The sequence below is a fragment of the Tunicatimonas pelagia genome, assembly GCF_030506325.1.
GTDB lineage: Bacteria > Bacteroidota > Bacteroidia > Cytophagales > Cyclobacteriaceae > Tunicatimonas > Tunicatimonas pelagia.
This window is the reverse complement of record NZ_CP120683.1, coordinates 233,977-255,412: the sequence shown is the minus strand read 5'-3', so window position 1 is coordinate 255,412 and position 21,436 is coordinate 233,977. Positions and strand designations below refer to the sequence as shown.

The 21,436-nt window shown below is 45.0% G+C and carries 17 protein-coding genes; 5 read left to right on the top strand and 12 right to left on the bottom strand.

The features are described from left to right. Positions 1 to 90: 90 nt before the first annotated feature. The gene (locus P0M28_RS00990; RefSeq protein WP_302207501.1) at positions 91 to 735 is read left to right on the top strand and encodes a porin family protein; all 645 of its coding nucleotides are present in this window, start codon (positions 91 to 93) and stop codon (positions 733 to 735) included. A 36-nt stretch (positions 736 to 771) separates the two neighbouring features. Here P0M28_RS00990 and P0M28_RS00985 read toward each other — a convergent pair whose 3' ends face one another. After that, positions 772 to 2,310, bottom strand: coding sequence for a SulP family inorganic anion transporter (locus P0M28_RS00985; protein WP_302207500.1), 1,539 nt, complete (start codon positions 2,308 to 2,310; stop codon positions 772 to 774). Positions 2,311 to 2,603: 293 nt separating this feature from the next. Between P0M28_RS00985 and P0M28_RS00980 the strand changes: the two genes are divergently transcribed. Beyond that, entirely contained in the window at positions 2,604 to 3,464 is an 861-nt protein-coding gene (locus tag P0M28_RS00980; protein WP_302207499.1) for a sugar phosphate isomerase/epimerase family protein, read from the top strand. A 123-nt stretch (positions 3,465 to 3,587) separates the two neighbouring features. Here P0M28_RS00980 and P0M28_RS00975 read toward each other — a convergent pair whose 3' ends face one another. The 6 genes from P0M28_RS00975 to P0M28_RS00950 all read right to left on the bottom strand — a co-directional run bounded on the left by P0M28_RS00975 (position 3,588) and on the right by P0M28_RS00950 (position 9,333). After that, positions 3,588 to 5,243, bottom strand: coding sequence for an FAD-dependent oxidoreductase (locus tag P0M28_RS00975; protein ID WP_302207497.1), 1,656 nt, complete (start codon positions 5,241 to 5,243; stop codon positions 3,588 to 3,590). A gap of 184 nt (positions 5,244 to 5,427) precedes the next feature. After that, entirely contained in the window at positions 5,428 to 6,813 is a 1,386-nt protein-coding gene (locus P0M28_RS00970) for an ATP-binding protein (protein ID WP_302207496.1), read from the bottom strand. 65 nt (positions 6,814 to 6,878) lie between these two features. Then, positions 6,879 to 7,313 carry a MarR family winged helix-turn-helix transcriptional regulator gene (locus tag P0M28_RS00965; protein ID WP_302207494.1) on the bottom strand — a complete coding sequence of 145 codons (435 nt, stop codon included), beginning with the start codon at positions 7,311 to 7,313 and terminating at the stop codon, positions 6,879 to 6,881. Positions 7,314 to 7,468: 155 nt separating this feature from the next. Continuing rightward, positions 7,469 to 8,158 carry an EF-hand domain-containing protein gene (locus tag P0M28_RS00960; RefSeq protein ID WP_302207492.1) on the bottom strand — a complete coding sequence of 230 codons (690 nt, stop codon included), beginning with the start codon at positions 8,156 to 8,158 and terminating at the stop codon, positions 7,469 to 7,471. Between the two features lie 424 nt (positions 8,159 to 8,582). After that, positions 8,583 to 8,885, bottom strand: coding sequence for a hypothetical protein (locus P0M28_RS00955; RefSeq protein ID WP_302207491.1), 303 nt, complete (start codon positions 8,883 to 8,885; stop codon positions 8,583 to 8,585). 70 nt (positions 8,886 to 8,955) lie between these two features. Then, positions 8,956 to 9,333, bottom strand: a complete 378-nt coding sequence (locus tag P0M28_RS00950; protein ID WP_302207490.1) for a hypothetical protein — start codon at positions 9,331 to 9,333, stop codon at positions 8,956 to 8,958. 475 nt (positions 9,334 to 9,808) lie between these two features. Here P0M28_RS00950 and P0M28_RS00945 point away from each other — a divergent pair, with 475 nt between their 5' ends. After that, positions 9,809 to 12,199, top strand: a complete 2,391-nt coding sequence (locus P0M28_RS00945) for a penicillin-binding protein 1A (protein WP_302207489.1) — start codon at positions 9,809 to 9,811, stop codon at positions 12,197 to 12,199. Between the two features lie 102 nt (positions 12,200 to 12,301). Next, a complete protein-coding gene (gene msrB, locus P0M28_RS00940; RefSeq protein WP_302207488.1) occupies positions 12,302 to 12,925 on the top strand; it encodes a peptide-methionine (R)-S-oxide reductase MsrB in 624 nt (207 codons plus the stop codon). A gap of 40 nt (positions 12,926 to 12,965) precedes the next feature. Here msrB and P0M28_RS00935 read toward each other — a convergent pair whose 3' ends face one another. The 5 genes from P0M28_RS00935 to P0M28_RS00915 form a co-directional block, all read right to left on the bottom strand. Then, entirely contained in the window at positions 12,966 to 13,925 is a 960-nt protein-coding gene (locus tag P0M28_RS00935; RefSeq protein WP_302207487.1) for an NAD(P)-dependent oxidoreductase, read from the bottom strand. A gap of 105 nt (positions 13,926 to 14,030) precedes the next feature. Continuing rightward, positions 14,031 to 14,612 (bottom strand): TetR/AcrR family transcriptional regulator, encoded by a 582-nt coding sequence (locus P0M28_RS00930; protein WP_302207485.1) that lies wholly within the window; start codon positions 14,610 to 14,612, stop codon positions 14,031 to 14,033. 206 nt (positions 14,613 to 14,818) lie between these two features. Further along, positions 14,819 to 15,565 (bottom strand): SDR family NAD(P)-dependent oxidoreductase, encoded by a 747-nt coding sequence (locus tag P0M28_RS00925; RefSeq protein ID WP_302207484.1) that lies wholly within the window; start codon positions 15,563 to 15,565, stop codon positions 14,819 to 14,821. A 374-nt stretch (positions 15,566 to 15,939) separates the two neighbouring features. Beyond that, entirely contained in the window at positions 15,940 to 17,091 is a 1,152-nt protein-coding gene (locus tag P0M28_RS00920) for a tetratricopeptide repeat protein (protein ID WP_302207482.1), read from the bottom strand. 127 nt (positions 17,092 to 17,218) lie between these two features. Further along, positions 17,219 to 19,855, bottom strand: coding sequence for a M14 family zinc carboxypeptidase (locus P0M28_RS00915; RefSeq protein ID WP_302207481.1), 2,637 nt, complete (start codon positions 19,853 to 19,855; stop codon positions 17,219 to 17,221). 123 nt (positions 19,856 to 19,978) lie between these two features. Between P0M28_RS00915 and P0M28_RS00910 the strand changes: the two genes are divergently transcribed. Then, positions 19,979 to 21,403 carry a BNR-4 repeat-containing protein gene (locus tag P0M28_RS00910; protein WP_302207480.1) on the top strand — a complete coding sequence of 475 codons (1,425 nt, stop codon included), beginning with the start codon at positions 19,979 to 19,981 and terminating at the stop codon, positions 21,401 to 21,403. The last annotated feature ends 33 nt before the right edge of the window (positions 21,404 to 21,436 follow it).

The following is a 21,436-nucleotide window of genomic DNA, read 5'->3' as shown; positions in this document are numbered from 1 at the left end:
CGGTTTTTTTAGAAGTGCTAACTATTGGTAACATACGAATTCTTATTTCTTAGAAATCGACTTTTATACTAAAATCAAATAGCTAAAGTGATGAAGAAATATATAGTATTGGCTTACGCCATTTTTCTGGGAACTTCTGTGTTAGCTCAAGAGGTCCGAATAGGAGTAAGGGGCGGATTTGGGTTGGCTAATCAACGAGTAGAACGGGGACTATTGCTTGATACGAAAAGCCGATTTAGTTGGCAGATAGGCGGAGAGGCCAATATTGCTGTAGATGATATGATTGCCATACATCCTGCATTGGTTCTTAGCAGTAGGGGAACTAGAATAAAAGGAAGCGATTTTGGTGTAGATTATCATATTCGCTATCGTCCGTTGTATTTGCATGTGCCAATACCGGTAGTAGCCCGCATGGATATTGGGGGGATGGATGTTTTTGGCGGATTAGGTCCCTATTTCAGTTTGGGGTTAGGTGGACAAATTGTTGCCGATGGAGGTGTGTTAGGTCTAGGTGTCAACGGTGATACATCTATTGATTGGGGTAACGATAATAGTGATAATTTTCGCAGTCTAGACGCTGGGTTAGTTTTTACTGCGGGTGTAGTGTGGAACGGCCTTCAGTTTGCTCTGGCATATGATTTGGGGTTAGCCAACATTGCTCCCAACGGAGATGATGATAACATTGTCCGCAATCGGGTCTTCACGCTTACTACTACCTATTTCTTACCTAACTAATCACAGCAGTTAAAATATATACTGCCGTGGTCATACTCAAACTTTGTCGACGGCAAGCTTGTAGGTTGGGTCTTCTAGCACATTTACTTCAATAATATCTTCAGCATTCCGAAGTAGCTTCTTACAATCGGGACTAAGGTGCTTAAGATGTACCTTCTTACCAACCTTTTGGTAGCGCTCGGTAATCTTATTGAGTGCCTCAATGGCCGACATATCGACCACCCGGCTCTCCTCAAAATCAATCACAATCTCCTCAGGATCGTTGAGCACATCAAACTTGGAGTTAAACGTAGTGACTGAGCCAAAGAATAGTGGGCCATAGATTTCGTAATGCTTTACCCCATCTTCATCGACGTGCTTGCGGGCTCGGATTCGTTTGGCGTTATCCCAGGCAAACGCTAGGGCGGAGATAATCACCCCTACCATTACGGCTAAGGCCAGGTTGTGCAAGAATACGGTTACTAGTGTTACCGTTACCATCACAAAGATATCGGAAGCAGGCATTTTGTTGAAAGTGCGTAAACTAGCCCACTCGAACGTACCGATTGCTACCATAATCATGAGTCCGGTGAGGGCAGCCATGGGCACTAACTCTATAAGGCTTGACCCAAACATAATAAAGCTCAGTAGTAACAGCGAAGCTACAATGCCCGAAAGGCGAGCCCGAGCTCCCGAAGAGATATTAATTAGGCTCTGACCAATCATGGCGCATCCGCCCATACCGCTAAACAAGCCAGAGAGGGTATTTGCTAGTCCCTGGGCAACTGCCTCACGATTACCCTGACCTCGGGTTTCGGTAATCTCATCAATAATATTAAGGGTTAACAGGCTTTCAATAAGACCGACTCCTGCCACAACAGCGGCGTAGGGGAAAATGATCTGTAGTGTCTCCAACGTAAAGGGAACAGCAGGAATATGGAAGGGAGGAAACCCACCCGCAATGCCTCCGGGGCCAGCCATATCGCCTACTGAGGTAGTGTTAATCCCGAACGCAACTACAATGCCCCAAACCGATAAAATGGCTACCAAAGCGGCGGGAATAGCTTTGGTCAGTTTAGGCAATCCCCAGATAATCAGCATGGCTAAGGCTACCAAGCTACCAAAAACGTAGAGGTCGCGACCACTCATCCAGTTACCGCTACCATCCTGAAACTGAACGAGCTGACTCATAAAAATAACAATGGCCAAACCATTAACGAAGCCAAAGATAGCAGGGTGGGGCACCAGCCGCATTAGCTTCCCCAAACGAAGAAAACCTGCGGCCATTTGCAGTAATCCGGCCAAAATAACGCAGGCAAAAATATACTCAGGGCCGTGCGATTGTACCAGAGCAACAATCACCACCGCCACGGCACCAGTGGCTCCTGAAATCATACCGGGGCGTCCTCCTAAAACTGAGGTGACCAGCCCCATCATAAAGGCGGCGTAGAGACCAGTAAGAGGGCTCAGCCCCGCAATAAGCGCAAAAGCAACCGCTTCGGGCACTAGTGCCAGGGCCACCGTCAGACCCGATAAAATTTCCGTTTTATAGTCGACCTTCTGAGAAAGGTCAAACAGATTAAAATACTTCTTCATAAATACGAGGGCAACCGTTAATGCGTAGCTTAACTGCGTGAATAATAGTAAAAGAAAAATGGGGTTAAGTTGACAGGACTCCCTGAGCAGATAGCAGCGTAGTCAGTATGAAAAGAGGTTGTTAGAGCTAAGGGCAAATTTCAAGAGTGCAAAGGTAGTACTTCCTACGTAGGAAAACCCATAAAACGCAAAAAAGAATAATAAATACAGTAGGCAACTGCACATCCTGTTTTACTCAAAGTTCTGATTCTATCAGAAATCTTGTATTTTACTGCCTAATCAATAACCTAACAATGAAATACCTACGCACTACAGTTTCTCGAAAAGATTTTTTGAAACTACTCGGACTAAGCACAGCGATGGCTACTGCACCAGTTGCCTCTTCTTTGGCGGTGGCCTCCACGCAACGTAACAAAGAGCAGGAACTCACCTTAGGGTTAGCTTCTTATACCCTACGTTCGCTTTCCCTGGATGAAGCGTTAGCCGTGGCTAAGCGGTTACATTTGAGCTACATTGCCCTGAAGAGTATGCACTTGCCGTTGGATAGCTCGCCGGGGCAGATTAAAGAGGCTATTCAAAAGGTGAAAGATGCGGGAATAAATCTCTACGGAGCCGGAGTAATTTATATGAAGTCGCCTGAAGCGGTAGATAACGCCTTTGCATACGCCAGAGCTGCCGGAATGAGCGTGATTATTGGCGTGCCTAATCCCGAGCTACTACCGCGGGTAGAAGAGAAAGTGAAAGATACTAACATTAAATTGGCGATTCACAACCACGGACCGGGCGATAAGGTATATCCGAGCCCGGATTCTATATTTGAGCATATTAAAGATTTAGATCAGCGTATTGGTTTATGCATTGATATTGGCCACACTTTTCGTATTGGACAAGATCCGGCGGCGAAAGCCAAGCAGTACGCCGATCGCCTGTACGATGTGCACCTGAAAGATGTTGATAAGCGGGGCGCGGAAGGGAAACCGCTGGAGATTGGTCACGGCATTATGGATATTCCCGCTTTTATGAAAACCCTACAAGACATTAACTATACCGGAGTAGTGGGCATTGAGTACGAAAAGGATGGCGATGATCCAGTGCCCGGCCTAGCCGAGTCAGCGGGCTACATACGCGGAGTACTAGATGGTATGTCAGCTTAGAAAGCAGAGTTCGGAAGCTGGAAACCAGAAGCTGGCGTCCGAATATCGGAACTGTAGGCAGGAGGTCAAATTCAGGATTATTGAGCCACCTTCGGTTTCCGGTCTCCAGACTCCGGCTTCCGCTTAAACAGTGGCTAGGTATTCATGAACTAATTTAATGGCCATAGCCCCCTCGCCAACAGCGGAAGCAACGCGGTTCATAGCATTGGCGCGAACATCGCCCGAAGCAAAAATACCCGGTACACTGGTTTCTAGCAAAAATGGTTCACGTTCCAGCGACCAGTTTTTCTTACTATCGCGCACTACATCTTGTCCGGTTTCTATAAAACCTTTCTCATTCTTGGCAATCTCTAGCGAAATCCAATCGGTAAATGGTCGGTTACCGATGAATATAAACAGAGCACCTGCGTCTACCTTACGCTTTTCGTTGGCGTTAAGATCTTCTAATACTAGTGCTTCCAAATGATCTGTGCCACATGCTTCCACCACCACCGATTCGCCTAGTACTTCAATATTTTCGGTACTATCAATCTGATCAATTAGGTACTGCGACATAGAAGAGGAAAGATTGGGTCTGCGAATAACAATGTAGGCTCGTTTAGCAAAGTTAGAGAGGTACATAGCTGCTTGCCCAGCAGAGTTCCCTCCCCCTACAATGTAAATATCTTTGTTCAGACAAGCATTGGCCTCAGTAGTAGCCGCCCCGTAGTAAACTCCGGCACCCGTAAAGTTGTGTACGCCGGTAGCTTCCAGTTTACGGTAATTCACTCCGGTAGCAATGATGATGCTTTTGGTTCGTAGCTCACTGCCATCGGAAAGGGTCACAATCTTGTACTGATCTTGAAGCTGAATATTAGTAACCTCCACCGGAGAGAGAAACTCGGTACCCAAGCGCTTTGCCTGAGAAATTGCCCGACGGGTAAGGTCAGCCCCACTTAGGCCGTTAGGAAAACCTAAGTAGTTTTCAATGCGAGAACTGGTTCCGGCTTGTCCACCGGGCGCCCTTTTTTCTATTAACAGTGTTTTTAGTCCTTCCGAACCACCGTACACAGCTGCGGCCAATCCCGCTGGACCGGCTCCAATAATTATCACATCGTAGAGTTGAGCGGTAGCTTCTAGCTTCATGCCTATTTTTTCGGCAATCTGGCTAATTGAAGGGCTAACCAAGTACGAACCATCCTCATAAAATACGGCGGGCAAGTCTTTCTCTTCAATATTATTCAACTCCAGCAGCTCACAGGCTTTCGGGTTAGTTTCAATATCTAGCCAGCGATAAGGAATTAAATTACCCGCCAGAAAGTCTTTCACTTCGTGCGACTTAGGAGAATATTGGTAACCAACGATTTTGATGCCAGAATAGTCAGGAACGAAGTGGCTTTGCCAATCATCTAACAAATCATTTAGTACCGGATAGAGCTTCTCTTGGGGAGGGTCCCAGGGTTTGGTTAGGTAGTAATCTAGCTGAACATCATTAATTGCCTTGATCGCTGCATCAATATCGGAGTACGCAGTAAGCAGGACTTTCTTTGATTTCGGAAAAAAATCTTTAGCCTGTTGCAGAAATTCTACGCCTAACATATCGGGCATACGTTGGTCAGAGAGAAACATGGCTACTTCTTCCCCTTGCTTCTTAAGCTCAGCCAGGGATTGAAGAGCTTCTTGTGTAGAATCAGTGCTCAGTATTCGGTAATCTTTTTTGTATTCACTGCGTAAGTCTCGGGCGATAGCACGAATCACCTGAGGATCATCATCAATGGCGAAAAGTATTGGGCGTTTCATAGGGAAGGGGTCGGCTCAAAGTTAGGGTAGTACATTTGCTAGAACGCGAGTATAGTAAAATGGTTTGGTTGTTTAATAGCTAATAGTCCATAGTCCATAGTCCATAGTCCACTGTCCACAGTTTTCAGAAAAGCGTTTATAACTAAGAACTAAGAACTAAGAACTAAGAACTAAGAACTAAGGACTACTTCACCGGAAAGCAGATCGTAAACTGAGTTTTGCCGGGTTCGGAATCAACCCTGATGGTGCCTTGGTGCTGCTCAACAATTTTCTGAACAATATCTAGCCCCAGCCCGCTCCCTTGCCCCACGGGTTTGGTGGTGAAGAATGGGTCAAAAATACTCCCCTGAATATCAGGCGGGATTCCACTTCCGTCATCAATGAGATCTACTCGTATATTTTGATTATTGGCTTGAGTACGCACTATTAATGTGCCTTTTTCTTCCATAGCATCTATAGCGTTGTCAATCAGATTCGTCCAGACCTGATTGATTTCGCTTACGTAGATAGGAGTTTTGGGTAGGTTCTCGGCATACTCCTTATGTACTTGAATATTCTTTTTCTTCAACTTATGGTTAAGCATAGTGAGGGTGCTATTCAACCCCTGATGAATATCCGCTTCGGCTTTCTCGGTAGAACGATCCATGTGGGTGTAGGTCTTCACTGACTGAATGAGGGTCGCTATTCGCTGAGATGCCTCTTCTATTTCTTTTACTAGTCGTTCAGTGATGAGTACATTGTTAAGCCAATTAAATACTGGCTCGGTATGCTTACCCTCAATAATTTCTTCCATGTCTTGTAAATCATCCAGGGTAATGCCAAACTCCACGAAGTTCTCAGCGGCTTCATAGCCATCCTCCCAGCCTTGGTCTTCCAACCATTCGGCTATTTCATCTTCTTGATTATTGCGCTCCATCATAGTGAGGGTAGGTGGCGGAGTATTAATCTTAGAAAACAGAATATTATTTACGGCATCTACTTGTTCCGGTTGTAGCCGAATCAGAATCACCTTTTTGAAGTTATCGGGCGTTTGATGCATGTGTTGCCGAAGAATATCGGAGCTACGGACAATGGCAGCTGCCGGATTGTTTAGTTCGTGAGCTAGTCCGGCTGAGAGTTTGCCCAAGGCCATCATTTTCTCATTTTGCTGCTGAAGGCGGGTGAAATCGCGCGCGCGGGTAGTCATTACTCCTACCAGTGCTTGCACCATATCGCGACTTACCTGCTCCATTTCCACAAAGTATTTTTTATGCAGTGAGAGCACGTGAGTTTCTTCGGTAGCAATTCCGAAGCCAGTAGCTTCTCTCATACGCGAATAAGGTAGCATACCGGTGATCGTACCGGTTTCCATGGCACTAATCTCGCGCAGTTGCTTTCCTTGTTGCACTTTAATTCGCAGTCTGCCCTTGAGGAGAATGTGCATATAGTCAATCGGATCGCCTTTTTTGAACATATACTCATCTTCTTGAAGTATCCGACATTCCGAATGGTCAATCAACCACTGTAAGGCTTCATTGCTCAAATCTTGCAAAGTAGGGATGTTACGGAGGTCAGCAATAGATATTTGCATATTCTTCTTTGGGTTCAATTTGCCCACTATTAGGTGGCGAATGTAACAATGAATGTAGCTTTATATTAAGCTTCAACTAAGTTCTGTACTAGTTTCTTTAGCGTTTTCCGACAGCCTTTCATATCTTTTTTATCCAACCCACCAGTTAACTGTTTGAGGATTCGTTTTACCGCTTTGGTGAGGGGTTCTTGTAAATTGGTACCATCTGGAGTGAGATAGATCATTTTATTTCGACGGTCTTTATCGTGAGTTACTCGCTTCACTAGATGTCGTTTTTCTAAATTATCAATGAGGTGGGTGATACTTGCTTTGTTTTTATGGGTAAGGTTGGCTAACTGTTGTTGGGTTTGACCGTCTTGAACCCAAAGGCTGTCTAAGATAGCCCATTGTTCGGCAGTCACTTGGTATTCGGCTAAGCTTTTCGTGATCTGATTAGTAAGTAGGCGAGATGCCTTTCCGATCAGTGCCGGAAGCGAGTTATCTGGCTTTGCTTTTTTCATAGGTTGGTTGTAGGCTAAACAGTTTCAATATAAAACTATTTTTTGGCACTAGAAAGCAACTGCTGTTTTCAGCATGAGTAGGGTAGGCGGAATGGTCTGGAGCAAAAAAAGCGGTACTGGAAGGTACCGCTTGTAAAGCAAAGGAAGGAGATAGATTAATTATTGTCAGCATCAAGCAATACGGTAATATTGCTCATCTCAATCCTCTCAATCTTCTCATCGTTATCTAAATCCCAAACTGTCATGAGCCGACTAGCCGACTCTTGTCCGGCATCGGATGCAATAATGCTGCTCAAACCATTCATGAACTCAGATTTGGTTAGCTCATTATTAGCATCAATATCCCAATCGGAGAACGCTCCGTACTCGCTAAATTCGTAGTTTATGAATAGATTCTCGGCCGCTTTATTAAACTCCTCTTCACTGATCGCGTCATTACTATCAAAATCCCAGACAGTATAGAACCCATCAAAAAATTCACGCTCATTTAGGGCATTATCGCCGTCAGCATCCCAATCACCGTACTTCACATTAATTCCGGCTAATACTTCATTATTACGATTGCGCTCCCGCAATTCTTTCATCTGGCGAAATTCTTCAGAGGTGCGATCAATGGCTGGTTTAGTGTTAACTACTTTCTCAGTTTCAACATCACTCATTTCGGTTTGCTGAATGGCCTCATTTTCCTCCATTTCGGCCACTTCGGTTTGCGCCTCAGTAGCTGGTTCATTGGTCGCCTCGGCATTTTCGTTGGAAGAACTACAGCCCACTGCTGTGAACAGTACAACACCAGCACTGACAAAATAGGTAGTAAATTTCTTTAAAAAGTTATTGCTATACTTCATTACGTATGTGTAGTTTAAAAATGAAAAAAATTAGGTATTTAAGTGTTATAACGGGATTTTAAGCAAAAAGGTTATGCCAAATAAAACTTTTCAAAACGGAAGACGTAGCGCGAAGGAATCAAATTAAAGTATGTCTTTCAGTTATCTGAAGTGTAGTTTACGGCATTTAACAAATATCTCCGTAAAGTTTAGTTATTCCCTACTAAAATACTGCTAGTAGCTTTTTAAGATAATTGGGTAGTAATCGGCATTTTTGCCGCTGTGTTCAATACAACACCCTCTTATCACCTTGATAATTGCTCATTCGGAATAAGCAACGTAGGCAAAAATAGAGTAAAGGTATACATCAGTCCTTCTATCCACAACCGTTAGGTAGTGGTAAGCTTAGCTTGGCGTACTAGTACTAATTACACTACGATTTCAATTAGCTTTGGGGAGGGCATAAGGTTGCCTGTAGCTGATCCCTCGACATATTCCAGTACAGAGTGTTCGGTTGAGCCTGACTTACCAACACCGACGAGATAGGAGAAACCACTTTGGTGCGTTGCCGCTCTTGCTCAGGCAAGCACTGCTCAGACACCTGAATGAGCAGCCCGGTAAGTCGACCCGTGTGCGCTTCAATAATTGTTTTTTCTACAGTACCGATGGTTTCTTCATTTAAGTTTTTTACGGTCATACCCACGCAGATGGAGGTAGATAAAAATAAGCCGCTAATCCAATGACGCATAAGCAAAATTGTTGTGTTTGCACTTAGAACGAAATGAAACTAATTACCTTGTGTAACCACCCGAAAGAAGTTACACTGAGTCAGACAATACGTATAAGTCGCCTTTGCTGGTAAAATATTGTCGGAATAACTTACCCCGCGAGCGTAACTGAAACTCGTACAAATAAAGTGGCTGGTCGGATGATTCTGCATCAATAACGTCCTGTAGTGCTTCGTCTTGTAACAAAAAGATTTGGACAATTTCAGTATGCTGAAAAACACTATTCTGAAAGGCGATCCGCACCTCCTGAGGAATTTCTTGTGTGCCAAGGGGAATTTTGCCCTCATTTGGTTCAAGAGCTTCGTAGCGATTCGCTTGATTTAGCGCAACAGTTTCGCGAGTTTTATTCTGACCCTGAGCGGTTAAGGTTGATATAAACAAACTAACTAAGAGTACTATACTTCTCATAATAGTCTTGCTATCACTAAATGTGAATTTTCTATGTTCAGAATTAATAATAGAACTATGCCAATATTGCAAAGTGTTGATTTACAGAGAAGTAGCGGTCATGAGCTGGTGAAGATGATGAGGTGGTTACTAACAAACTGGGGAAATTATCAACAGAAGTTGGCACTATTTGATAAAGGACGGAGAGCAATTAGCAATGTACAGTTAGCAATGAGCAATGAGCAATGAGCAATGAGTAATGACTGATGACCAATGACTAATTAGCAATTGAGCAATCGGACATAAACACCCGAACTAAACCTGTTGACTAATGACTAGTGACCAAGTTCTAACCTTCAAAAGCTTGTAAGCTACTCGCAAACGATAATTTTCATTACTATCTGTACAATGAGTTACCATTTCCTTCGTAGTATTGCTAGAAATTTGGCTTAAGGTAAGTTGCCTGTCTACTTAGGCTGGCAAGCGCAGGTTACGTATGATAAACAGAGTCCGCTTCTTCTTTCTTCAGGAGTATCGTCGGTTTACCCGTCGACCGTTTCAGTTTTTAGTATTCCGATTATTTTTATTGGGGTTGGTAGGTGTACTTTCTGCCTGTGGCTTACTCTATGCTGTCTATTCCGGCTGGTTTGGCGAGTTGCCCAATTATGCCGAACTAAAAGACATTCGTAATCATACTGCCTCAGAGGTATACTCTTTTGACGGCAAGCTGCTAGGTCGCTACTACATTGAAAACCGCACGGTGACCACGATTGATAAAGTGCCTCCTTCACTGCTTCAGGCATTGGTAGCTACTGAAGATGCCCGCTTCTATGAACATAAAGGAATAGATTACCGCAGCTTGGTGCGGGTAGTGTTAAAAAGTGTTTTACTGCAAAACGAAAGCTCCGGCGGAGGAAGTACCCTCACCCAGCAACTAGCCAAAAATTTGTTTCCTCGTCAGCACCACGGTTTGCTGACTATGCCAGTCAATAAAATTCGCGAAGCCATTACTGCCCATCGTATTGAAAATCTGTACGCTAAAGATGAAATTCTAATGCTGTATCTCAATACGGTTCCCTTTGGCGGAAACGTGTACGGTATTGAAGCGGCTTCTCGACGATTTTTTAATCGTTCGGCTACTAATTTAAAGGTGGAGGAATCGGCGGTATTGGTAGGAATGCTGAAGGCAACTACCGCGTACAGCCCTCGTCTGTACCCCGAACGAGCCCAGCAACGGCGCAATGTGGTGCTTAGCCAGATGAATAAGTACGAATACCTGAATACTTCGTCCAAAGACTCTTTGCAGGCGTTGCCATTGGAGATAGACTATAACTTCATTACGCACAATACCGGTTTGGCACCTTATTTTCGTGAGAAGTTGCGCCACGAAGTGCAACAGTGGCTCAACGAACATCCAAAGGAAGATGGCACTACGTACAACCTTTACACCGACGGACTAAAAGTATATACCACCATAGATGCCCGTCTGCAACGTCACGCTGAAAATGCGGTGAAAAAGCAGATGCAAGACTTGCAAAAAACGTTTGATAAGCATTGGGAAGGGCGACGACCCTGGGGAGAAGACGAAACCATGATTCGGCGGGCAATGGTAAGTTCAGATCGCTATAAGCGAGGGAAACATGCTGGTAAGTCGGACGAGGAAATTCATGCGGAGTTTACCACGCCTACCTTAATGACTGTTTTTAGCTGGGAAGGAGAAACGGAGAAAACCATGACTCCGCTAGATTCTATTCGCTATTACCAACTGTTTTTGAACGCCGGTTTTCTGGCAATGCGCCCCGAGAACGGGCATATCAAAGCTTGGGTCGGTGGCATTGACCACAAATATTTTCAGTACGACCACGTAACGGCGAAACGACAAGTGGGTTCCACCTTCAAACCTGTAGTCTATGCAGCTGCCTTGGAAAGTGGGGCCGATCCTTGTGAATATATCTCTAACGAACGGCGCATTTACGCTGACTACAAAGATTGGTCGCCGGGCAACTCTGATGGTAAATACAATGGATACTACTCTATGCAAGGCGCACTTACCCACTCGGTGAACACTGTGGCGGTTGATTTGATGATGAATACCGGAGTAGAGCGGGTGGTCGATTTGGCTCATCGCATGGGAGTGCAAAATGACTTGCCTGAAGAGCCTGCCATTGCCCTCGGAACAGCCGACTTGTCTCTTTACGAGATGCTTACTGTCTACAGCACCTTTGTGAACCGGGGTATGACGGTAAAGCCAATTTACGTGTTAGGTATTGAAGACCAGCAAGGTAATGAGATTGTCAAGTTTAACGATAAGCCCGAATTTAAGCGAACCCTTTCTCAGCAAACGGCTGATCTGATGGTACAGATGATGAAGAGTGTTGTGGACAGTGGCACTGCGCGTCGTATCCGTTACCGCTACGGTATTAAGAATGATATGATTGGTAAAACCGGAACCACGCAGTCGCACGCCGATGGTTGGTTTATTGGGGCTACGCCTAAGTTGGTGGCCGGTGCCTGGGTAGGAGGGGATAATCGGTTAGTGCGTTTCCGTAACATTAGTTTGGGGCAGGGAGCCAATACGGCTTTGCCAATTTGGGCTAATTTTATGAAATCCTTTACTGAGGATGCTACCTTCAAAAAGCTCCGCTACGCCCGTTTCCCTCAGCCATCACGCTGGGTACAAGCCTCGCTGGCCTGCGACTCTTATCGGGAAGACAAAGAGGAAGGCTTTCTTCGGGAGCTATTTGCCAAAAAAGATAGAAACGATGAGAAGCCCGAGCGACTCTACCCGCCTAACTCTACGCGTCGGCAACCTGCCAGAAAGAAAAAGCAACCCGAAAAGAAAGTGCGCCTTAAAGATGTTATACGCAGTATTTTTGGGGGAAATTAGCCAGTAAACTCCTCTTTTGTCGTCTGGAGAACGCTTTCGTTGCCATTTCAAACCATCGGCGTACCCAGCGCGTTGTAGAACCAAATGAAATTAAATGACACTATGAATTCTTTAAGAAATATTAGTTTACTGGCAGTAGTACTTTTTATGGCAGCTTGCTCTCGCCAACCTAGTGCGGCTCAAAACAACGAAGAAGATAAGAATATGGAAGCGACTGCTTCGGACTATGACGAACGCTACATCGGTATTTGGGCGGATGAAAACTACGATTATCCGATTCAAAAAAGTGATCAGGAGTGGAAAGAGATGCTATCCGATACTGAATACAACATCCTGCGGGAAGAAGGCACCGAACGGGCATTTTCTAGTCCGCTGAACAATGTGAAGGAGGAAGGGGTCTTTTACTCTGCGGCTACCGGGCAGCCCCTGTTTAAGTCATCTACTAAGTTTAAGTCAGGCACTGGCTGGCCCAGTTTTTACGAACCAATTAGTAAAGATGCGGTGGTGCTAAAAGAAGATAATCGCTACGGCATGACCCGCATTGAAGTAGTTGATAGCAGCAGTGGTTCTCACCTTGGTCACGTTTTTCCCGATGGCCCCAAACCCACCGGGCTGCGATACTGCATGAACGGGAAGTCGCTGCTGTTTGTAGCCAAAGGACAAGAGCCTCCAGCTCTCGTAAAAGAATACTTAGAGAAATTCCCGGAAGAAAAACCAACACTTTAGTTGAAACCGCATAACACTATCAATTATCCCTTGTCAATTATTAATTGACTTGGTGCGGAGGGTTTTTTCCTTCAAAGAATGTGAGTAGGTTTAAGGTTGCCTCGTGTGCCATAGCGATACGAGCCTCAATAGTTTCAGTGCCGATGTGAGGGGTAAGCACTACATTTTCTAATTGAAGTAGTTCATTCGGAATGTGCGGTTCTTCCTCGTAAACATCCAAGCCGGCTCCTGCCAATTTTCCGGTTTGCAAACGATGAATTAACGCTTGTTCGTCTACCACCGGGCCTCGGGCGGTATTAATTAGAAAGGCCGAAGGTTTCATTCTATCTAACTCGGCGGCACCTAGCAAATGACGAGTGCTTTCGGTTAGTGGCGTATGCAGACTTACCACGTCAGATTGTGTTAGTAATTCTTCCAGCGGAACATAGCGCGCACTCGAGAGCCGCTCAAAATGGTCGAACAGTCGGTTACGTTGGTAGTAGAGAATGTTCATTCCAAAAGTGATGGCCCGCCGGGCTACCGCTTGCCCAATGCGACCTAAGCCAATAATTCCTAGTGTCTTCCCGTACAGCGAGCTCCCCGTATGTTTTTGAAGCATGCCCCAAGTAAAACCTGGGTCGCCATTGCGAAGCTTGCGGTCGCAGTAGGTGATGTTACGAAGCAGCGAAAGTATTAAACCGAAGGCAGTCTCCGCCGTGGCTTCAGTTACTGCAGTGGGAGTGTTCGTTACAACAATACCTTGTTGGGTAGCATAATCCACGTCAATACTATCGTAGCCTACGCCGTAGTTAGCAATTATTTTCAATGCAGCAGCGGCGTCAATTATTTCAGCATCTACCGATACGTTAACCGCTAAATATCCGTCAACTTCCGCAATCTTATCCAAAATTTCTTCGCGGGAGAAGCGATACTTATCGGTAGGGTAGATTACTTCAAAATGCTCTTTCAGTGGTTTGAGTCCTTCTTCGGGCAAGGTATAGGATACCAGAATCTTTTTCATTCGTAATTAAAAATGGGTAGGGTAAATAATGGGCAAAAAGTAAACGATAAACGAGACTATTACTAAAAAAATCAGTAAAAAATTTAGTGGTTGTCTAAATCAGTTTTACTCAATTACTCGTAAGGCCACATCAACTACATCTCGGTAGACGGTAGCGTCTGGATTAGCTCGGCCCATCACCCGTAATCCACTAAATGTATTAAAGTAAAAGCGAGCCAGGGCCTCAGGCTTAAGATCAGCCGCAATTTCACCTCGCTGTTGCGCTCGGGTAAATAGTTCGCTTAGTACCGACTCTACCTGTTGCTGATTCTCGCGTATAATCTCCGCTATCTCAGTGTTACTGGGGCCCAGTTCCGTGGCTGAATTTACTACCATACAACCTTTACGTTGGCTATCACTCACACATTCGTGTACGGCTTCGTTTAAAATCATCTGAATAGTTTCCTGAATACTTGACTCACTTTCTCGCCAGCGATCAAACTGTTGACGACTCTTTTCTCGGTAACGTTGCAACGCCTGAATGTAAAGCTGATGCTTATCTCCGAACGTATTATACATACTTGCCCGGTTGATACCCATCCGGTTCACTAGGTCTTCGTAAGAAGTAGCATGGTAGCCTTTCTCCCAAAAGACATCTATTGCTCGGTCTAAGACCTGATTTTCGTTAAAATTTCGAGGACGTGCCATAAAAAAAGGATAGAAACTCTATCCCTTTAATAATTCATATTGTGGAATATTCATTCCTTTTAAACTAAATTTACCCCACTTTCAGTAATGGTGAAATAATAAAATGATAAAGTTATTATTACCATTAAACCTTATTCTGATAATTATTTACCCCGAGGTTCGTGTCGTTACGAACCTTAGAAGTTTATCAGAATATCCTCTATTGCTTAGTTAAGAATAGTCATGCCTCCATCTATATTATACTCGCCTCCGGTAATGAACTGAGCCTCATCAGAAGCCAGAAAGCTCACCAGATTGGCTACTTCTTCTGACTTGCCGAAACGATTGAGTAGTACTTTTCCCTGAACCGACTCAGCAAATCCGCTAATTTGCTCCTCAGACAAACCGGATTTTCCGAAAATAGGGGTTTCGATGGGGCCAGGATTCACCACATTTACTCGAATTTTACGGGGTGCCAGCTCGGTAGCCGCAGTGCGGGTGTAGGAGTTCATGGCCGCTTTAGATGCTGCGTAAATTGCGGTGTTGGCCATGCCCGTGTAGGCGTTGATAGACGATAGGTTGATTACGGATGATCCTTCGTTCAGAATAGGTAAGAATTTCTCTAGCGTAAACACCGCTCCTTTGAAGTTGATATTCATTTGCGTATCGTACAACTCCTCAGAAATTTGCCCCACCGGAGTAGGAAAGAACACTCCAGCATTAATAAACAAGATGTCTACGGAGCTGAATTCAGATTGAACTTGTTCAACTAATCGATTGATAGCGGCCAAATCGCTTACATCGGCTACTAGCCCGGTAACACCCAATTCCTGAGCGGCCTGTTCTACTTTTTCAGCCGAGCGTCCGGTGATGATGACATTAGCACCGTCTGCTTTGAACTTTTGAGCAGTAGCGAATCCAATTCCGCTATTTCCGCCGGTTACAACGGCTACTTTTCCTGATAAATCTGCCATGATATTTTGGTTTTAAATGTTGGAAATTGATTTATAGAACGACCATTCCAAAATAAGGTTGATGTTTTTGGAATATTTATTCCAAATTTTTAATTGAGTGATGAGTAACAAAAATAAGGTTCTAGATAATTTGGTGTGGTTGGGGCAGACTTAGGAGCGGCCTACCGCCTAAATGTAGGGGAAGAATTATTAGATGTAGATTAGACGAGGTTTATTCGTGTGGTGATAACAAAAAAAGAGAGGTGACTAACCTCTCTTTGGTTGTACGACAAAGCTGCGGACCTTCTTGCCTCATTCGGGGGTACGTCACTTTTTTAGAGTTTTTGTAAAATTGCGGGGGGGCCGCGCTGTCGTACACCCTCTCTCTTTCATAATTACATACTCTCTAACTTGGTGTCAATCTCTTCTGCTTTTTCGTTCATACCGAGCTGCTGGTAAATGGTAGAAAGTGTGGAGAGCACCTTCTGGTTATCGGGCTCCAGCATTTGAGAAGTCTCCAGATACGGTAGGGCTTTTTCAAAATACTCTTTTGCCTGCTTCTCAATTTCCTCGCCTTTCTCCTGATATTCTTTCAGCTCCATGTTATTCGCTTCGGCTAAAATCTCAGCTGCTTCATTATAGTAGTACGCCGCTAAATTAAAGTTAGCATCAAAGTACTGAGCATCCTGCTCAATAGACTTTTTGTAACTCTCAACCGCTTGCTCGCCCTTGCCCATTTGCTCGTACAGATACCCTTGGTTGTAGTACAGCATGGGGTTATCGGGTTCGGCATCAATTGCTTTGGTGAGCTTCTGCTCGGCTTCGTCGTACTTCTCATTATTGATTAGCATGGTAATTTCCCGCTTTAAAAATTCTGGATCATCAGGAAACGCGACTTGAGCCTTTTGAAGATAGTCTAATGCTTTTTCTTCGTTTTTATTTTCTACCAAGTAAATGTAAATCAGACTGTTGTAGAAATCCTTGCTTTCATAATCTAACGAGTCTACTAAAAAAGCGTAGTCTTCAGCAGCGGCTTCCAGATTACCCGCCTGTTGGGCTGAAATTCCTCCGTAGATGTACGCCGTAGTATCATCGGGCATGGCCATTTTTGCTACGTCAAATAGCTTGATCGCTTCGTCGTAGTTTTGAGCAGAGTAAAGACTGGCTCCATTGTTAATAGCATTGGCCCATACCTGCTCAATCTGCTGGTTGGCCTGAACTCCGAGTAGGGAAGCGGTGTCCTCCATTTCTACTACTCTAGAATAACCCTGATACGCCTTTAACAGCGGATTCTCAGCGTCTACCGAGTTGGTAGAGTCAGTGGCAATGGCTAGGTATACATCGCCGTAGGTCATCCAAGCTTTAGGATCTTGCTGAGCTACCGAATCTACTACCGCCGAGTCAATCAGTACTTTTGCTTCGGCTAAGTCACCAGTTTCTAAGGATGTTCCGGCTTTACGAATATTGGCGGTGAGTCCGCTAGCGCAAGATTGAAGTAGCATAGGAATCACGATCAATCCCAAGACTAAAAATTTGATCTGTTTCATCACAGTAGTTAGTTTATAAATTAAAAAATATTTACTGACTAAACAGTTTAACCCACTTTCTGTTATAAAGTCTTCGATTTTGGGAATAAACCAGATGGTTTGCTACTAAGAAGCTCTGTGCAACCGCTTATAAACTCGGTAGAAGCATTACGGCATTTTGCATCATGCGGGAGGGACCGCGCCAAAACATACGGTATTGGGTGTTATCAGTAAACAGCACCACTTTCCCTTTGCCCATCGGTACTACTCCCGCAAATACGTGTCCGGCTAGGTGATCCAGATTTTCTTTTGCCACGTAGCCTGAAGCTAGTAGTTCTGCGGAATTATCGGAGTAGTAGCCTACGGCTTGCATTTTAGTGTTGGCAGCTAACGCGTGGTTACCAAATTTGAGTGAATAAAGTTGCTCTGGCATACCGAAGCCTAATGGGTGCGTATTGTCAATGGTAACGTTAAGAGCCGAACCCGGTGTTCGCTTCCAGCCGTAATAATCTTCCCGCTCAGCGTAGGTAAGGTACTTAGCAGTTTGGCTACTGTCTTCAGGGGCTTTCAGCGTTTCTATGCCCGCAAAGCTAGAATCGCCCTGTGCCAAATACGTCACACACTCTTCGGTAGCAATGAGCGTACCGCCGCTACTGACCCAGTTCTTCAGATTAGCCAAAGCTGATGTATTAAAAACTTCCTTCAGATTGTTGGTGCCGGGCAGTAGTAACACATCAAAATTGTTGAGGTCAGCGTAGCCGTAACGCCGCCCTAGTTTGGGTAGCGAGGTCTGCTGAAGCGAAGCCGCCCGAATTCGGGTAATAGGAAAGTGCGAAACTTGGTCAAACAAAAACCAAAGCTGCCCCGAGCTGTAGACTGAAAAGGGTTGATCTACCAGCATGGCGGCTTTGGGAGCCTTCAACGGACGGCTGTAGCGAGAGGAGAGGTCAATTCCATCGGTCATTCGTCCGGAGTTTACACCGAAAATTTTAACCTGAGCAGAGTCAGCTATTTGTTGCATATCCTGCTGCACTTCTTCTGTGGGTTTTTCATTTCTTCCTAGTAGCACAACCAGACTGCCGCTACCAAAAGACTGATTGCCCGAGCGAAAGGGCTTAAGCGTTGACCGTACCCGATAACTTTTGCTCCATAGCATGGAAAGTGCTCTAGGGGCATTGGGTTGTTTCCATTCAATGGCAAAAGCATAAGTTGCTGTAGGGTTACTTACTCCGCTGGGGTGAGCGGGTGTTTCGCTAATAACTTCGCTAGACACATCAACCGAGCGATCAGTGGCAAAGGCTTCTAAATTGTACGCCAGTGGAGCCGACCAGGTGGCCATATCGTACATTACTGAATCTTCAATCTCCAGTTGGGGCTGCAAAACAGAGTTGATGAATAGATGCTGAGGCTGGTTAGCGGAAACAATAATATCACCGGAGCGAAACTGTTGTTCGGAAGAATTTCCACTCCGGTAATCCAGTGCATCTCGTACCGAAAAGTCTTGACTGGCCCGGTCTACGCTAACCCCATGTTTCATCAGGATATTAACTACGTCGTTTAGGTAGCCCGAGGAATCGTCGGGTAAGATATAGGCTTGGGTACTAACCTTGGAAGTAGCCGGACGAAGTGCTTCGTAGAAGTAGCGTAGAAGTTCTTCTTTCTTTTCAGCTGCTTTGTTAAATGTGGCAAAAGACGTTGTATAATGATCGAAAAGACGGTTCCGAAGCGTAAGAACAAAGTCATCATCAGTTTTGATGGCTCTCCCACCGCCAATACCACCCTGTTCTACTAACATCCCGATAGCTCCCATCACGCTAGGGTAGCTAGAACCGTAACCTGGGTAGAAAAAGTCGAACGCTTCGCGAGTAAAGTAAGAAATCTGATGCTGATCGAACGCCCGAACATTGGCCATGCCAAAGGTATCAGACAAGGCTTCGTAACGGTCGGGGAGGGTCAGGTTGCGGGGGGTAGTTCCGGGAGCGGTGAAGTAGTTATTGTTGTAGCCCTGCTCGTGGTAGTCTACGTGTACTTGTGGCATCCACTGCTGATACACGCTAATGTGCCCGCGCGACTCAGGGTGGATTAACCATATCCAGTCGCGGTTCAAATCAAACCAGTAGTGATTCGTTCGTCCGTTAGGGAATGGGGCATCGTGTTCAATATCGTAGGCTTCGGTAGCCAGCAGATTCCTCTGCATAGAATTGTACCAATAGACGTAGCGATCGCGCCCATCGGGATTGATGCAGGGGTACATGATAATTACCGAATTATTCAGAATACTGCGGGTCTCTTCATCCTCCGCTGCGGCTAAACGATAAGCCACCTGCATGGCTGCTTCGGTACCAGAAGCTTCGTTGCCATGAATATTGTAGCTCATGGAAGTAATCACTGGCTGAGAGGTGATTAGTGCTTCTGCTTCCGAAGAACGTAGTTCGTTGGTATTGGCTAAGCGTAAATTATTCTGCCGAATTTCTCCAAGGTTCTGCTGGTTCTCTTCCGAAGAAATTGCTAGGTAGATTAGCGGACGACCTTCGTAGGTTGTGCCGTAATCATTTAACTTAATGCGAGGCGAGGCTTCAGCCAATGTACGTAGATAATCAACTACCTGATGATAGATCGTAAACTTAGCTCCCAACTCATAACCTAAATGGTCTTCAGGAGTGGGGACTGCTTCATTGTAGGGTAAATCAGAGTCAAGCGGGTAGCGTTCGGTATCAACTAGTGTAGGTTGGGCAAAAGAAAAAGTAGCTAAAAGTACAAAAAACGAGCTTAAATAAGCTTTCATAAAGTAGGGTAGGTTAGATAATGAAAAGTAAAAATAGTCAATCTGAGGTTTATTGCATAAAATCGCAATTTCATCCGGCATTGATTTGACCAGAAATACATACTGTAAAAAACAACCTTCTACATGCACATGCTAAACCTACCCAAACCGAATGCTAAATTTACCGGACTTACCACGTTACTTTTAGCGACTTGCTTACATGTTAACGCACAATTAAACTACAACAACCAAAAACAAGATGGCTATCAGGGAATTTGGTTCACGCTGGGTCAATATTACGAATACGGAGATAAATACTCCGGCGGATTAGGAACCTACACCGCTAAACATAAGCCTCTGGCAATTTATGCTCCCGAGGTAAATAAAACCTTTTTTGTATACGGCGGAACTACGGGTAAAAGTGATCGCCACTTACTGTGCATGATTGGGTGTTTTGACCACTCAGATAGTACCGTAATTAAGCCCACCGTAGTCTATGATAAGCAAGGCGTCGATGACCCACATGATAATCCCAGCTTGCTAATTGATCCCGATGGCTATCTGTGGGTCTTTGTGAGTGGACGCGGACGGAGCCGTCCCGGTTTTAAGTACCGCAGTGATCAGCCTTATGATATAAGCAGCTTTACTCAGGTCTCGACAGAGGAGATGACTTATCCCCAGCCCTGGTATGTCGCAGATAAGGGGATGTTCCACTTTTTTACTAAATACACTGGAGTGCGGGAGCTCTACTACGAAACCAGTTCGGACGGGCAGCAATGGACGGAAGACCGAAAACTAGCCGGAATAATCGGGAATGGCGAAGAAAAAAGTGGTCACTACCAAGTGAGTGGACACCATGATGGTAAAGTGGCTACTTTCTTTAGCCGACACCCCAACGGAAATGTTGACCGCCGAACTAGTCTGCACTACCTGCAATCTGCCGATTTTGGTGAAACCTGGACAACTGCTGAGGGAGCAACAGTAGAAATACCAGTTACTGAAGTTGATTCTCCCGCCCGTATTATTGACTATGAAAGCCAAGGGAAGAACGTATACTTGAAAGATATGGCATTTGATACTGACGGCAATCCGGTAGCATTATACCTGACCAGCGGTGGTCACGAACCCGGTCCGAAAAATAGTCCTCGCGAGTGGCAAGTAGCTTATTACGATGATTCCTCTTGGCAAACTTTTACGATCACTACCTCCGACCATAACTACGACATGGGCAGTCTGTGGATTGACGAAAACCATTGGACAGTAGTTGCCCCGGCGATTGACGGACCTCAGAAGCACGGCGCAGGCGGAGAAGTTGCTATTTGGGTTAGCGGCGATCAGGGTCAATCTTGGGCGATGCAACAGCAGGTTACCCAGAACAGCCCCCGCAATCATAACTACGTCCGCCGGGTAGTAAATGGCCAAGACCCATTTCTTTACTTCTGGGCTGATGGTAATTCTGGCGGACTCACTAAATCAGTTATGTACTTTGGTGATAGTCAGGGAAATACTTGGCAACTTCCTTATGAGATGAATGAGGAGAAAGTGAAATTGGAAGTGCAAAAGCAATAGCCAGGAAAGAGGTAAAACTGAAAATTCAGCAAT

Coding starts and splice junctions, on each gene's coding strand:
- P0M28_RS00990 (WP_302207501.1), top strand. CDS start 91: ATGAAGAAATATATAGTATTGGCTTACGCCATTTTTCTGGGAACTTCT.
- P0M28_RS00985 (WP_302207500.1), bottom strand. CDS start 2,310: ATGAAGAAGTATTTTAATCTGTTTGACCTTTCTCAGAAGGTCGACTAT.
- P0M28_RS00980 (WP_302207499.1), top strand. CDS start 2,604: ATGAAATACCTACGCACTACAGTTTCTCGAAAAGATTTTTTGAAACTA.
- P0M28_RS00975 (WP_302207497.1), bottom strand. CDS start 5,243: ATGAAACGCCCAATACTTTTCGCCATTGATGATGATCCTCAGGTGATT.
- P0M28_RS00970 (WP_302207496.1), bottom strand. CDS start 6,813: ATGCAAATATCTATTGCTGACCTCCGTAACATCCCTACTTTGCAAGAT.
- P0M28_RS00965 (WP_302207494.1), bottom strand. CDS start 7,313: ATGAAAAAAGCAAAGCCAGATAACTCGCTTCCGGCACTGATCGGAAAG.
- P0M28_RS00960 (WP_302207492.1), bottom strand. CDS start 8,158: ATGAAGTATAGCAATAACTTTTTAAAGAAATTTACTACCTATTTTGTC.
- P0M28_RS00955 (WP_302207491.1), bottom strand. CDS start 8,885: ATGCGTCATTGGATTAGCGGCTTATTTTTATCTACCTCCATCTGCGTG.
- P0M28_RS00950 (WP_302207490.1), bottom strand. CDS start 9,333: ATGAGAAGTATAGTACTCTTAGTTAGTTTGTTTATATCAACCTTAACC.
- P0M28_RS00945 (WP_302207489.1), top strand. CDS start 9,809: ATGATAAACAGAGTCCGCTTCTTCTTTCTTCAGGAGTATCGTCGGTTT.
- msrB (WP_302207488.1), top strand. CDS start 12,302: ATGAATTCTTTAAGAAATATTAGTTTACTGGCAGTAGTACTTTTTATG.
- P0M28_RS00935 (WP_302207487.1), bottom strand. CDS start 13,925: ATGAAAAAGATTCTGGTATCCTATACCTTGCCCGAAGAAGGACTCAAA.
- P0M28_RS00930 (WP_302207485.1), bottom strand. CDS start 14,612: ATGGCACGTCCTCGAAATTTTAACGAAAATCAGGTCTTAGACCGAGCA.
- P0M28_RS00925 (WP_302207484.1), bottom strand. CDS start 15,565: ATGGCAGATTTATCAGGAAAAGTAGCCGTTGTAACCGGCGGAAATAGC.
- P0M28_RS00920 (WP_302207482.1), bottom strand. CDS start 17,091: ATGAAACAGATCAAATTTTTAGTCTTGGGATTGATCGTGATTCCTATG.
- P0M28_RS00915 (WP_302207481.1), bottom strand. CDS start 19,855: ATGAAAGCTTATTTAAGCTCGTTTTTTGTACTTTTAGCTACTTTTTCT.
- P0M28_RS00910 (WP_302207480.1), top strand. CDS start 19,979: ATGCACATGCTAAACCTACCCAAACCGAATGCTAAATTTACCGGACTT.